Below are 13,452 nucleotides of genomic sequence, written 5' to 3' on the forward strand. Positions count from 1 at the left end.
CCGGTGCGGCGCGATGCCGCCGGCCTTCCGGGTTCCACACAATTTCCGGGATCCAAGTGAGGAGGGTCGGATGACGACGAGACGGGCAGGGCGCCTTTGCGCGCCCATTCTGTTCGCCATGCTGATTGCGTCCGGGTCGTCGCATGCGCGCGACCTGACCGTCGTGGGCTTCGGCGGATCGTTGCAGGACGCGATGCGCACCGCCTATTTCGAGCCCTTTGGCAAACAATCGGGCGCGCCGCTGATCGAGGAATCCTATACCGGCGGCATCGCGAAGCTGAAGGCGATGAACCAGTCGCGGACGGTCACCTGGGACGTCCTTCAAATGGACGAGAACGAGATGACGCTGGCCTGCGACGAGGGGCTTCTCGAACCCTTCGACTGGAAAAGTCAGCCTAACGCCGCCGACATCATACCGCAGGTGAAGGCACCCTGTGGCGTCGGCGCCTTCGTCTGGTCGAAGGTGCTGGCCTTCGATCCGGCCAAGACCCCCGGCGTGACATCCTGGGCCGATTTCTGGGACCTCAAACGCTGGCCGGGCGAGCGCGGCCTGCGCAAGCAGGCGCGCATGACGCTGGAGATCGCCCTGCTGGCCGACGGCGTCGCCCCCGACAAGCTCTATGAGACGCTGGGCACCAAGGCCGGGGTGGACCGCGCCTTCGCCAAGCTGGACCGGATCAAGCCGCACATCCGCTGGTGGGTCAGCGGCGCGCAGCCGGTGGAATGGCTGGCCGCCGGCAACGTCGTCATGACCTCCGCCTACAACGGGCGGGTCGCCGCCGCCAACGCTTCCGCACATGGGGACGGGCGGGCCTTCACCATGCTGTGGACGCAGCAGCTCTATTCCGCCGATTACTGGACGATCCCCAAGGGTACCGACAAGCTGGCGGCGGCCAGGGAACTGGTCGCCTACATGACCAGCCCGGAGGCGCAGAAGCGCTTCGCCGAAACGATCCCCTACGGCGTCACCAACAGCCGTGCCTCCGCCCTGATCGATCCGAAAATCCAGCCCGACCTGCCGACCGCTCCGCAGAACATGGCGGGCGCGCTGATGATCGACACGCCCTTCTGGGTGAACAACGAAGACGAATTGCAGCAGCGCTTCGAGCGCTGGGTCGCCCAATAGATCCGGGTTCACCGGACCGGGTGCAGGGCGGACCGGGTGCAGAGCCCGCCGCAAACAATTTCCTGAACAGGTGAGAGTCATGACGCTTTACGCAACGCGCATCGTCGGATGCGCGCTGGCGGCCGGACTTTGGTCCGCGCCGGCCCTGGCGCAATCTCCCGCACAAACCGGACAATTGACCGTCGTCGGCGCCGGCGGCGTGTTGCAGGACGCCCAGCGCGCGGTGTTCTTCCGCCCCTTCGCCGATGCCGGCAAGGTGCAGCTGACCGAGGATTCCTATTCCGGCCAGATGGCGAAGGTCCGCGCCATGGTCGACACCGGCAGCGTCAGCTGGGACGTGTTGCAGGTCGAACAGAACAGCCTGCTGAGCGGGTGCGATGAGGGGCTGTTCGAGAAGATCGACTGGACAGCCGTCGGCGACCGCCGGGACTTCATCGACGAGGCCTACAGCGAGTGCGGCGTCGGCGCCTTCGTCTGGTCGATGGTGATGACCTACGACCGCTCCCGCATCGCCGACGGTCCGAAAAGCTGGGCCGATTTCTGGAACGTGCAGCGCTGGCCGGGCAAACGCGGCCTGCGCCAGACCGCCAAGATGACGCTGGAGATCGCCCTGCTGGCCGATGGCGTGCCGCGCGGCGAGGTTTACCGGCTGCTGGCGACGCCGGCCGGGGTCGACCGCGCCTTCGCATCGCTCGACAGGCTCAAGCCGGACATCCTGTGGTGGACCTCCGGCGCCGAACCGATCGAGCGGCTGGCCTCGGGCGACGTGGCGATGGCCGCCGCCTTCAACGGACGGGTGACGGCGGCCAACCGGAGCGGACGGACCTTCGCGCTCGCCTGGAACGGGCAGGTGCTGGGCGTCGATTACTGGGCGATCCCGAAGGGGGCGAAGAACCGCGCCACGGCGGAGCGCTTCATCGCCTTCGCCAGCCGGCCGGAGGTGCAGGCCCGCTTTCCCAGCCACATCGCCTATGGCGTGACCAACCGCAAGGCCAACCTCGGCATCGACCCGGCGCTGGCTGCCGACCTGCCGACGAATCCTGCGAATTTCCAGCTGGCGGTCCCGCTCGACACCGCCTTCTGGGCCGACCATGGCGAGGCGCTGGAAGCGCGCTTCGCCAACTGGCGATCCCGATGACCGGCGGGACGGAGCGATGACGCGCATGGCAAGCACCACGGAAACTCTGGATGGGACTTCGGCGCTGGCGCCGCCGTCCCTGTCGTCGCGCGCGAAGGCCCGCATGGTCTCGGCGCTGCTGATCGCACCGCTGGTCCTGTTCCTAACCCTGGTCTTCGTGCTGCCGCTGGGCGGCATGCTGGTCCACGCGGTGGAGAATGGCGAGGTGGGCGGGGTGCTGCCCGGCGTCGCCGCGGAAATGCGCGGCTGGACCGGCGAGGGCCTGCCGCCCGAAAGCGCCTATGCCGCGCTCGCCCGCGACCTGAAGGCCGCCCATGGCGAGCCCCGCCTGGGCGAGGCGAGCCGGCGCCTGAATTACGAGCGCGCCGGCTACCGGGCGCTGCTGGCCAAGACCGCGCGCGCCGTCCGCGCCATCGACCGGCCGCAGGCGAGCTGGGCGGCGGAGCTGACCGGCATCGATGCGCGCTGGGGCGAGCCGGCCACCTGGGCGGCGCTGCGCCGGGCCAGCCCGCCGCTGACGCCCTATTACCTGCTGACGGCGCTCGACCTGCGAATGGACGACAGCGGGTCGATAGTGCGGGCTCCGGCGGAGGAGCGCATCTACATCGACACGCTGGGCCGCACCCTGTGGATCGGTTTCGTGACCACGCTCCTGTGCCTTGTGCTGGGCTTTCCGCTCGCCCATGCGCTGGTCAGCCTGCCGCGCGGCTTCGCGTCGGTCCTGATGGTCTGCGTGCTGCTGCCCTTCTGGACCTCGCTGCTGGTGCGGACCAGCGCCTGGATCGTGATGTTGCAGAAGGAGGGCGTGCTGAACGGGCTGCTCACCCGGCTCGGCATCGTCGATGCGCCGCTGGAGCTGGTGTTCAACCGCTTCGGCCTCTATGTCGCGATGGTGCACATCCTGCTGCCCTTCATGATCCTGCCGATCCTCAGCGTGATGAAGGGCATTTCGCCGTCATACATGCGGGCCTCGGCCTCGCTGGGCGCCCATCCGGCGGTCGGCTTTCTCAAGGTCTATCTGCCGATGACGCTGCCGGGCGTCGGGGCGGGCTGCCTGATGACCTTCATCATCGGCGTCGGCTATTACATCACGCCCAGCCTGGTCGGCGGCGCCCGCGACCAGATGACCAGCTATTTCATCGCCTACTACGCGAACACCACCATCAACTGGGGCCTGTCGTCGGCGCTGGGGGCGATCCTGCTCATCTGCATCATGCTGCTCTACGCGACGGTCGGACGCCTGATCGGCGTCGGCCGCATCGCCGGCATCCAATGAGGTCCCCGTTCCAGAGAGGCCGAACCCCCATGTCCAGTCCGATCTCCAGTCCGACCCGTATTCTCCACTATGCCTTCTGCTGCGCGATGATGGTCTTCCTGGTGGGGCCGATCCTGGCGGTCATTCCGATTTCCTTCAGTTCCGCCGGCTTCCTGTCCTACCCGATCCCCGGCCTGTCGATGCAATGGTACGACAAGGTGCTGGCGGCCTCCGGCCCCTGGCTGCCGGCGCTGCGCAACAGCCTGATCGTCGGCACCGGCGCCATGGCGCTCGCCACGGTTCTGGGCACGCTGGCGGCGCTGGGGCTGGCACGCAACGACCTGCCGGGACGATCCTTTCTGCTCGGCCTGCTGATCGCGCCGATGGTGGTGCCGGTGGTGATCAGCGGTGTCGCCATGTATTTCCTGTTCGCGCGGATCGGCCTGACCGCCTCCTATGCCGGGCTGATCCTGGCGCATGCGGTGCTGGGCGCGCCCTTCGTCGTCATCACGGTGACGGCGACGCTGCGCAACTTCGACACCACCCTGGTGCGGGCGGCCTACAGCCTGGGAGCCTCGCCGGTGCGTGCCTTCTTCACGGTGACGCTGCCGCTGATCCTGCCGGGCGTGCTGTCCGGCGGTCTGTTCGCCTTCATCTTTTCCTTTGACGAGGTGGTGGTGGCGCTGTTCATCGGCGGGCCGGAACAGCGGACCCTGCCGCGCCAGATGTTCGACGGCATCCGCGACACCATCGACCCCTCCATCCTGGCGATGTCGACCCTGCTGGTCGGCGTCACCGTCGTCTTCATGGGTCTCCTCACCCGGCTGGGGCGGGGGACCGGTTCAAAGCCTGGGAGCAACGCATGATCATCGTGACCGGCGGCACGCACGGCATCGGCCGTGCCTGTGTGGAGCGTCTGACCGGCGAGGGGCGGAGCGTCCTCTTCACCGGCCGGGACGAGGCGGCCGGCGCCGACCTCGCCGGCCGCTGCCCGGGGGCCGTCTTCCAGCAGGGCGACGTCGCCTCGCCCGACGACTGCGCCCTTGCGGTCGAACGCGCGATGGAGCTTGGCGGCGGCCGCATCGACGGGCTGGTCAACAATGCCGGCATGTCGCGCCGCGTCGCCTTCGCGGAAGCGCAGGTGGAGGATTGGGACCGGGTGATGGCGGTGAACGCCCGCAGCGCCTTCCTGTTCACCCGCCTTGCCCTGCCGGGGCTGCGGGCGGCGGGTGGGGCGGTGGTCAATGTCGCCTCGGTCGCCGGCAAGATCGGCGAGGAGGGGTTGGCGATCTATTGCGCGTCGAAGGCGGCGGTGATCGGCATGACCCAGGCGCTGGCGCTGGAGTTCGGCGACGAGGTCCGCTTCAACGCCGTCTGCCCCGGCCAGATCGACACCCGCATGATGCAGGGCATCAAGACGCAGGCGATCAAGCGCCGCCGCCTGGAACAGCGCATCCCCGCCGGCCGCTTCGGCGCGCCGGAGGAGGTCGCCGACGCGGTCGCCTGGCTGCTGTCGGAGCGGTCGAGCTACGTCAACGGCACCGTGCTGACCGTCGACGGCGGCGAGACCGCCGGCATGCGCACGCCGCGCGGTCTGGACGAGGATTGAAAAAACGGCTCCCTGGCGCCGGTCATGCCGGCGTCAGGGTCAGGCTGGCGTCAGGGACTGGCCGACCTTTTCCAGATACGGGACCAGGCTCTCGCCGCCGCGGACGATGTCGCGTTCGATGGCGGCCCGCGCCGCGGGGCCGTCATGGGCTCGGAGTGCGGCGATCAGGGTCAGATGCTCGTCGGCACCGGCGTAATCGTCGTGTTCGACCTCGTTGTAAAAGACGTTCAGGATCGGTCCCATCGACACCCACAGGCTTTCGATCTGGCCGACCAGCATCTCCATTCCCGACAGCCGGTAGACGGTGAAATGGAAGTCGCGGTTGTGCTGTAGCGCCGCCGCGACATCGCGGGCGCGCTCCGCCGCGTCGAACCGGGCATGCGCTTCGGTCAGGCGGGCGATGTCCTCCGCCGTGGCATGGGCGGCGCCGAGTTCCGCCGCCAGACCTTCCAGGGCGATGCGGATGGTGCGGATTTCCAGATAGCGCGACAGGCTGAGCCCCGGCACGCAGACGAAGCGGCCCGACCGCAGCTCCAGACCCTGTTCGCTGACCAGCCGCAGGCAGGCTTCGCGCACCGGCGTGATGCTGGTACCCAGCTCGTCCGCCAGATCCTGCATGACCAGCCGCTGGCCCGGCTTGAAGCTCCCGGCGATCAGTGCTTCGCGCACCGCCACATAGGACCGCGCCGACAGGTTTCCCGGTTCGATCGGCTGCATTCGCACGACGTCATCTCCTCACACACGGACGAACGGCAGGAATGGCGCCTCGGCGTCGCCCCTGCCGTCCTATAAGCTATAACACAGAAAGGTCAGGCGCCGACCCGCATCGCCGGATGGAGCGCATGCAGCGTCTCAGCGATGGCGTCCAGCGTGCGGTCGATCAGCGCCTCGTCATGGGCGGTCGACAGGTAGAGTCGTTTCAGCGGCAGGGGCTGGAAGATGAACCGCTGCTCCACCAGACGCCGGCGGAAGGCGAGGTCGGCGGCGTTGTCGTTGCGCAGCAGATCCTCGTAGCGGTCGAAGGCCCCCCGGAAGAAATAGAGCAGCCACACCGAGCCGTAGCCTGCCGGCTGCGCCGGGATCCCCAGCCGTTCCACGATGGCGGACAGGCCGTTCCGCATGCGGTCGCCGAGCGCGAACAGCCGCTCGTAGGTGCCCGGCCGCTCCAGTTCGCCGATGGTCGCCAGCAGGGCCGCCAGCGACGGCGGCGTGCCGTTGAAGGTGCCGCCCATGAAGACCGCCCCCTCGCCGGTCCGTGCCAGCCGCTCCATCAGGTCGGCGCGGCCGGCCAGGATGCCGACCGGATGGCCGGAGGCCACCGCCTTGCCGAAGGTGGCGAGGTCGGGCGTCACCCCGGCGATGGACTGGTAGCCGCCCAGCGCGTGGCGGAAGCCGGTAATGACCTCGTCGAAGATCAGCACGGTGCCATGGTCGGCGGTCAGCCGGCGCAGGTCGCGCAGGAAGGCGTCATGGGCGATCACCGATCCCATATTGTGGGCGATCGGCTCGACGATCACCGCGGCGACCTCGCCCGGATGGGCGGTCAGGTAATCCTCAAACGCCTGGGCGTCGTTGTAGGGCAGGACCATGGTGTGCCGCGCGGCGTCGAGCAGGATGCCGTCGCACACCGGGTCGTACCGCCCGATGCGGTCGGCGGGCGACTGCACGTTCATGGCGACATAGTCGTGCCAGCCGTGATAGCCGCCCTGGAACTTGATGACGGTGCGCCGCCCGGTGGCGGCGCGGGCCAGCCGCAGGGCATGGTAGGTCGCCTCCGACCCGCTGCTGCAGAAGGCCACCCGGTCGGCGCAGGGGATCAGGCGGACCAGCGTTTCCGCCGCCTCGATCTCCAGGTCCAGCGCCGCGGCGCCGATCAGGTCGATGCGCTCGGACACCGCGGTCACGCGGTCGCGCACGGCGGCGGCGCAGTGGCCCAGCATGTTGGCGCCGAAGCCGCAGTGATAGTCGACATGTTCGTTGCCGTCGGCATCGTACAGGTACGGCCCGGCGGCGCGGACGAAGACATAGGGGTGGGCAAGCTGGCGGCTGGGGCTGAGCAGCCCGCCGGGCATGACGGCCCGCGCCCGCGCGGTGAGCGCGGCGTTGTCGGTCTTGTTGGGCATGGTCGCTCCTTGTGGTACCGCCGGGACGAAGCCGGAATCGCCCGTCCCGGCCGGCGGTGTCAGGCCAGGATGTCGCGGACGACCGTCTCGATGCCGGCGGCGTCGAGCTGGTAGTGGCGGTAGAGATGGGTCGGCGGGGCGATCAGGCTGTATTCGTCGCGGATGCCGTGGCGGATCAGCAGCGCCTTCGTGCCGGCCTCCGCCATCACCTCCGCCACGGCGCCGCCGAGCCCGCCGAGGATGTTGTGCTCCTCCACCGTCAGGATGATGCGGGAGCGTTCCGCCGCCGCCAGCACGGCGTCGCGGTCCAGCGGCTTGATCGTGTGCATGTCGATCAGCCCGACCGACAGGCCGGAGGCCCGCAGGGCGCGGACCGCCTCAAGGCAGGGATGGACCATGGTGCCGCAGGCGATGATGGTCAGGTCGCTGCCCGTCTCGTGCTCGATGGCCTTTCCGAAGCGGAAATCCGGGAGGTCGCCATAGACGTTCGGCTCCTGCCCGCGGCCGATGCGGAAATAGATCGGCTCCGGGTGGTCGGCCGACGCCCTGATCGCGGCGGCCAGCTGCGGCCCGTCGGCCGGATTGACCACGGTCAGCCCGGCGATGGAGCGCATGATCGCCAGAATCCTCCGTCGCATGGTGCGAGGTGCCGTAGAAGCCGAGCGCGATGCCGGCGTGATGCCCGATCAGCCGCACCGGCAGGGCGGAATAGGCGACATCCATGCGGATCTGCTCGCAGCACAACAGCCCGAGGAAGGAGGCGAAGGTCGCCACGAAGGGCATCATCCCGGTGGTGGCGATGCCGGCCGCCGCCGACACCATGTTCTGTTCCGAAATGCCGAACTGGACGAAGCGGTCCGGGTGCCGGGCGGCGAAGCGGGCGAGGCCGTTGGAATATTGCAGGTCGGCGGTCCCGGCCATCACCGGGTAGCCGTCCTCCACCAGCGCCGACAGCGCGTCCGACAAGTAGGACAGTCCGGGAGCGCGGGAGTTGAGCTGCCGGTACTGCCAGCTCCCGGGATTTACCGGTCCGGTGAGAGTGTTGGTGGCGGTCATCGGGCGTCTCCCTGGAAACGGGCGGGGGCGGTGGCCTGTCCCATGATCTCGGCGATGGCGGCGGCCTCGTCCTCCGGCGCCAGATAGCCCAGGTGCCAGCCGGCCTCCCGCTCCATGTAGCCGACGCCCTTGCCTTTCAGCGTCTTGGCGATGACGCAGGCCGGCCTCTCGCGGGTCTTGTCCTGCTTCAGCCGGCGGAACAGGGTGGCGAGTGCGGCGACGTCGTGGCCGTCCACCTCATGCACCTCCCAGCCGAAGGCGCGCCATTTGCCGGCCAGCGGCTCGATCCCCATCACCTCGTCCACCTGGCCGTCGAGCTGGTAGCCGTTGCGGTCGACGATGGCGATCAGGTTGCCGGCCTTCTGGTGGGCGGCGGCCATCGCGGCTTCCCACACCTGCCCCTCCTGCATCTCGCCGTCACCGAGCATGACATAGACGTCGAAGCGCCGGCCCGTCATCCGGCCGCCCATCACCATGCCGAGCCCGGCGGACAGGGCATGCCCGATGGAGCCGGAACTGAAATCCACCCCCGGCACCTTGGTCATGTCCGGATGGTCGCCCAGCGGATTGCCGAGCCGGGTGTAGCCGTCCAGCAGCTCCTTCGGGAAGAAGCCCCAGTCGGCCAGCAGCGGATAGAGCCCGACCGCGGCATGGCCCTTGCCCATCAGGAAACGGTCGCGGTCGGACCAGCGCGGCTCCCCATGACGCAGGCGCATGGCGTCGTAATAGAGCGTCGCGAACAGCTCCGCACAGGAGAAGGTCGAGGAATAGTGGCCGACCTTGGCGATGGCGATCAGCCGGATCGTCTCCAGCCGGACATGGCGGGCACGCTCCTCCAGATGGGCGATGGTTTCGGGTGTCAGAGGGGCAGGCCCCAAGATTTCAGGCGTGAGGGTCCGGTCGGCGCCCATGGGATCGGGCGCCGGTGCGGCGGTGGCGGTCGTTGGCATGGTCTTCCTGTCAGCGGATCGGCGCTGGAGCGTGAGCGGCGGGGTGCGAAGGCGCGCCGAATTGCCCTCGACAACTTATAACTTATAAGATACAAGTCGGGAATGGCAAGCGCGACGTTGCCGTTCCTTTCGACCCGGTCTCCAGCCGGGTCCGCGGCCGGAACGCCGTCGGCGCCCCCACCCAATTCCCGCAATCAGGAAGAGCCGATCCCATGACCAACGCCCTTCGTGCCTTGGACATCGACCTGCATCTGCATTCGCAAACCAATGCCCGTGCCCATGAGGAGCGCGGGCCGCTCGCCCTGGTGCGGGGCGACGGCGTCCATGTCGTGGACGACTCCGGCCGCCGCTACATCGAGGGGATGGCCGGGCTGTGGTGCGCGTCGCTCGGCTTCGACGAGGCGCGGCTGGCCGATGCGGCCGCCCGCCAGATGCGGACGCTGGCGACCTACCACACCTTCAACCACCGCACGAACGACGCCTGCGTGGCGCTGGCGGAGGCGATTTCGGCCATCTCGCCGATCAGGGGCGGCAGGATCTTCTTCGCCAATTCGGGGTCGGAAGCCAACGACACCATGGTGAAGCTGGCCTGGTACTACAACGCCGCGCGCGGCCGGCCGGAGAAGCGCAAGATCATCAGCCGCACCGGCGCCTTCCATGGCAGCACGGTGATGGGAGCGGCGCTCAGCGGCCTGCCGCACATGCACCGCGCCTTCAACCTGCCGGACCAGGGCGTGGTCTTCACCGCCTGCCCCAACCATGCCCGCCATGCCGGGCCGGGCGAAAGCCAGGAGGACTACGCGACACGGCTCGCCGCCGAGCTGGAGGCCTTGATCCAGGCGGAGGGCGCCGGCAACATCGCGGCGATGATCGCCGAACCGGTGATGGGGGCGGGCGGGGTGATCCTGCCGCCGGAAACCTATTTCCCCAAAATCCAGGCGGTGCTGGCGCGCCACGACATCCTGCTGCTGGCCGACGAGGTGATCTGCGGGTTCGGCCGTACCGGCAACTGGTTCGGCAGCCAGACCTTCGGCTTCCTGCCGGACATGATGTCGATGGCGAAGGGCCTGTCGTCGGGAGCCATCCCCATCGCCGCGGTGGCGCTGAGCGACCGCATCTATCAGGTGATCGCCGACCAGAGCGCGGAGGTCGGCGTCTTCGGCCATGGCTTCACCTATTCCGGCCACCCGGTGTCGGCGGCGGTCGCGGCGGAGGCGATCCGCATCTATCACGAGATCGACGTGGTCGGCCGCGCCCGCCGGCTGGGCGCCCATCTGCGCGCCGCGCTGGACGATGCGCTGGCCGGGCATCCGCTGGTCGGGGAAATCCGAAGCGTCGGCCTGCTCGCCGGCATCGGCCTGACCGCCGACCCGGCGACCGGCCGCGACTTCGACCCCGCCCTGCGGGTGGGTGCGCAGGTGGAACGGCGCTGCCTCGCCCATGGTGCGATCATCCGCAACATGGGCGACAACATCGCGCTCTGCCCGCCCTACATCATCGAACCCGACCAGATCGACGCGCTGGTGGAGCGCTTGCGCGCCGCGCTGGACGATGTCGCCGACGCGCTGTCCCGCGACAGCCTCGCCGCCTGAGGGGACGACCGTCATGACCTATCTGGACATGCTCGATCAGGCCCGCCTGATCCGCGACGGCGAAATCTCTGCCGCCGAACTGCTCGACGCCACCATCGCCCGCATCGAGGCGGTGAACCCGGTGCTGAACGCGGTGATCCTGCCGCTCTACGATCGGGCGCGCGCCGCGCTGGAAACGGGGGAGGCGTCGTCCGGCCCTTTCGCCGGCGTGCCCTTCCTGATCAAGGATCTCTACTGCCATGTCAGCGGCACGCCGACCACCGGCGCCTCCCGCCTGATGGCCGGGGCCGTCGTCGACCATGACAGCGAGCTGATGGCGCGTTACCGCCGGGCCGGACTGCTGCCGGTCGGCAAGACCAACCTGTGCGAATTCGGCACGCTCGGCACGACGGAGCCGGCATTGTTCGGCCCGACCCGCAACCCGTGGGACATCACCCGCTCCAGCGGCGGGTCGAGCGGCGGCGCCGCGGCGGCGGTGGCGGGCGGCATGGTGCCGGCGGCCCATGGCGGCGACGGTGCCGGCTCCATCCGCATCCCGGCCTCCTGCTGCGGCCTGTTCGGGCTGAAACCGACGCGGGGACGCATCACCATGGGCCCCGACCTGGGCGACAGCCTGGGCGGCATCGTCAACGAGCATGTGGTGACGATGACCGTGCGCGACAGCGCGGCCCTGCTCGACGCCACCCATGGGCCGATGGCCGGCGATCCCTACAGCGCAGCGCCGCCGCCGGAGAGCTTCCTGTCGCAGGTCGGGCGTGAGCCGGGACGGCTGCGCATCGCGGTCACCGACCGGTCGCTGCTGGGCACCGATGTCGATCCGGAATGCGTGGCGGCGGTGCGCGACACCGCGCGTCTCTGCGCCGAGCTGGGGCATGAGGTCGAAGTCACGGCGCCGGTGTTCGATGCGGAACAGTACCAGTCGGCCTATCGCCGTTTCTGGTCGATGACGGCGACGCGCAGCCTGTGGAGCATCGGCCGCGCCACCGACCGTTCCCCCGCGGAGCTGGCCGGCGAGGTCGAGCCCTTCAACCGCCATCTGTTCGACCACGGCAGCCGCATCCTGGCGGCGGATTATGTGACGGATCTCGGCTGGTTCCACGGCTTTTCCCGCATCCTCGGGCGCTTCCTGGACCGCTACGACGTCTGGCTGACGCCGACGCTGGGCTCGCCGCCGCCGAAGCTCGGCCATTTCGATGCCGGGCTGCATGGTGGGGAGGTGGTGATGGACCGCTTCATGCAGTTCCTGGCCTTCACCACCTTCGCCAACATGGCCGGCCTGCCGGCGATGAGCGTTCCGCTGTCCTGGACCGCCGAAGGGCTGCCGGTCGGCTCGCAGTTCACCGGGCGCGTGGGGGACGAGGCGACGCTGTTCCGTCTCGCCGGCCAGTTGGAGGCCGCTTGTCCGTGGCGCCATCGCCGCCCGCCTGTCCACGCCGCCTGATCCCGGAGGGTACGATCATGGAACAACAGGGCTTTGTGGAGTTTTCCGGCGTCCAGAAAAGCTATGACGGGCGCACTCTGGTGATCGAGGGGCTGGACCTGTCGATCCCGAAGGGGGAGTTCCTGACGATGTTGGGGCCGTCCGGTTCCGGCAAGACCACCAGCCTGATGATGCTGGCCGGGTTCGAAGCGCCGTCGCGCGGCGAAATCCGCGTGGCCGGCAAGCCGATCCAGAATGTGCCGCCGCACCGCCGCAACATCGGGATGGTGTTCCAGAACTACGCGCTGTTCCCCCACATGACCATCGCCGAGAATCTGGCCTATCCGCTGAAGGTGCGCCGGATGGGGCGGGCGGAGACGGAGGGGCGGGTGGCCCGTGCGCTCGACATGGTGCAGATGGGGGCGCTGGCGCAGCGCCGCCCCTCCCAGCTTTCGGGCGGACAGCAGCAGCGGGCGGCGCTGGCGCGGGCGCTGGTGTTCGAACCGGATCTGGTCCTGATGGACGAACCGCTGGGCGCGCTGGACAAGAACCTGCGGGAACACATGCAGTTCGAGATCAAGCATCTGCACGAACGCCTCGGCGTGACCATGGTCTATGTCACCCACGATCAGGCGGAGGCGCTGACCATGTCAGACCGCATCGCCGTCTTCAACCGCGGCCGGGTGGAACAGCTGGCGACGCCGGCGGAGCTGTACGAGCAGCCGGCAACCGTCTTCGTCGCCGGATTCATCGGCGAGAACAACAGGCTGTCCGGCGTGCTGGCCGACCGGCAGGGCGACAGCGGCACCGTCCGGCTGGAGGGCGGCCCGGTGGTGCGGACCCGTGTCGCCGCCGGGCTGGAGGCAGGGGCGGCGGTCACCGTGTCCCTGCGGCCCGAGCGGGTCCGGCTGGTGCCGGCGGAGGCGGAGAGGGAGGCGGCCGGCGGGGCCGGGGAGGGGCGGGGCCTGTTCGGTCATGTCTCCGAGCTGATCTATCTGGGCGATCACATCCGCGTGCATCTGGCGGACGGTCCGGCCGCCGGGCTGGTCGTGAAGATACCCAACAACGCCGACCATCGGCATGTCCGTCCGGGTGGCCGCTATGGGGTGGAGTGGGGATCGGCCGACGCCATCGCCCTGCCGGTCGGTCACTGACCGGAACGCCGGTTCGGCCGGCATCGGAG

The 13,452-nt window shown here is 69.1% G+C and carries 11 protein-coding genes and 1 pseudogene; 8 read left to right on the forward strand and 4 right to left on the reverse strand.

All coding sequences use genetic code 11. The annotated features are described in order from the left end of the window. Positions 1-70: 70 nt before the first annotated feature. From ABNQ40_RS00210 to ABNQ40_RS00230, 5 genes are all read left to right on the forward strand, one after another. Positions 71-1,126 (forward strand): polyamine ABC transporter substrate-binding protein, encoded by a 1,056-nt coding sequence (locus ABNQ40_RS00210; protein ID WP_109049631.1) that lies wholly within the window; start codon positions 71-73, stop codon positions 1,124-1,126. A gap of 79 nt (positions 1,127-1,205) precedes the next feature. Further along, positions 1,206-2,264: an ABC transporter substrate-binding protein gene (locus ABNQ40_RS00215; protein ID WP_109049630.1), complete on the forward strand. Its 1,059-nt coding sequence runs from the start codon at positions 1,206-1,208 to the stop codon at positions 2,262-2,264. 25 nt (positions 2,265-2,289) lie between these two features. Continuing rightward, positions 2,290-3,540, forward strand: a complete 1,251-nt coding sequence (locus ABNQ40_RS00220) for an ABC transporter permease (RefSeq protein ID WP_109490907.1) — start codon at positions 2,290-2,292, stop codon at positions 3,538-3,540. Positions 3,541-3,569: 29 nt separating this feature from the next. Beyond that, positions 3,570-4,385, forward strand: coding sequence for an ABC transporter permease (locus tag ABNQ40_RS00225; RefSeq protein ID WP_109049629.1), 816 nt, complete (start codon positions 3,570-3,572; stop codon positions 4,383-4,385). Next, entirely contained in the window at positions 4,382-5,128 is a 747-nt protein-coding gene (locus tag ABNQ40_RS00230; RefSeq protein WP_109049628.1) for an SDR family NAD(P)-dependent oxidoreductase, read from the forward strand. The genes ABNQ40_RS00225 and ABNQ40_RS00230 overlap by 4 nt, the downstream gene beginning before the upstream one ends. A 39-nt stretch (positions 5,129-5,167) precedes the next feature. Here ABNQ40_RS00230 and ABNQ40_RS00235 read toward each other — a convergent pair whose 3' ends face one another. The 4 genes and pseudogenes from ABNQ40_RS00235 to ABNQ40_RS00250 all read right to left on the reverse strand — a co-directional run bounded on the left by ABNQ40_RS00235 (position 5,168) and on the right by ABNQ40_RS00250 (position 9,218). Next, positions 5,168-5,845 carry a GntR family transcriptional regulator gene (locus ABNQ40_RS00235; protein WP_282187247.1) on the reverse strand — a complete coding sequence of 226 codons (678 nt, stop codon included), beginning with the start codon at positions 5,843-5,845 and terminating at the stop codon, positions 5,168-5,170. Positions 5,846-5,937: 92 nt separating this feature from the next. Continuing rightward, complete coding sequence (locus ABNQ40_RS00240) at positions 5,938-7,251, reverse strand: aspartate aminotransferase family protein (protein ID WP_109049626.1); 1,314 nt, start codon at positions 7,249-7,251, stop codon at positions 5,938-5,940. Between the two features lie 59 nt (positions 7,252-7,310). Continuing rightward, a pseudogene (locus ABNQ40_RS00245) lies at positions 7,311-8,307 on the reverse strand (transketolase family protein). Continuing rightward, positions 8,304-9,218 carry a transketolase gene (locus ABNQ40_RS00250; RefSeq protein ID WP_109490906.1) on the reverse strand — a complete coding sequence of 305 codons (915 nt, stop codon included), beginning with the start codon at positions 9,216-9,218 and terminating at the stop codon, positions 8,304-8,306. Before ABNQ40_RS00250 ends, ABNQ40_RS00245 begins: the two are co-directional and overlap by 4 nt. Before the next feature lie 251 nt (positions 9,219-9,469). On the opposite strand from ABNQ40_RS00250, the gene ABNQ40_RS00255 reads away from it, so the two are divergent. From ABNQ40_RS00255 to ABNQ40_RS00265, 3 genes are read left to right on the forward strand one after another with little or no spacing between them, the layout of a single operon-like run. Next, positions 9,470-10,849: an aminotransferase gene (locus tag ABNQ40_RS00255; RefSeq protein WP_109049624.1), complete on the forward strand. Its 1,380-nt coding sequence runs from the start codon at positions 9,470-9,472 to the stop codon at positions 10,847-10,849. A 13-nt stretch (positions 10,850-10,862) separates the two neighbouring features. Further along, on the forward strand, positions 10,863-12,290 hold the full coding sequence (locus ABNQ40_RS00260) for an amidase (protein ID WP_109049623.1): 1,428 nt from the start codon (positions 10,863-10,865) through the stop codon (positions 12,288-12,290). Between the two features lie 17 nt (positions 12,291-12,307). Next, entirely contained in the window at positions 12,308-13,423 is a 1,116-nt protein-coding gene (locus ABNQ40_RS00265; protein ID WP_109049622.1) for an ABC transporter ATP-binding protein, read from the forward strand. Positions 13,424-13,452: the final 29 nt, after the last annotated feature.

The organism is Azospirillum sp. A23, from assembly GCF_042938965.1.
Classification (GTDB): Bacteria; Pseudomonadota; Alphaproteobacteria; order Azospirillales; family Azospirillaceae; genus Azospirillum; species Azospirillum melinis.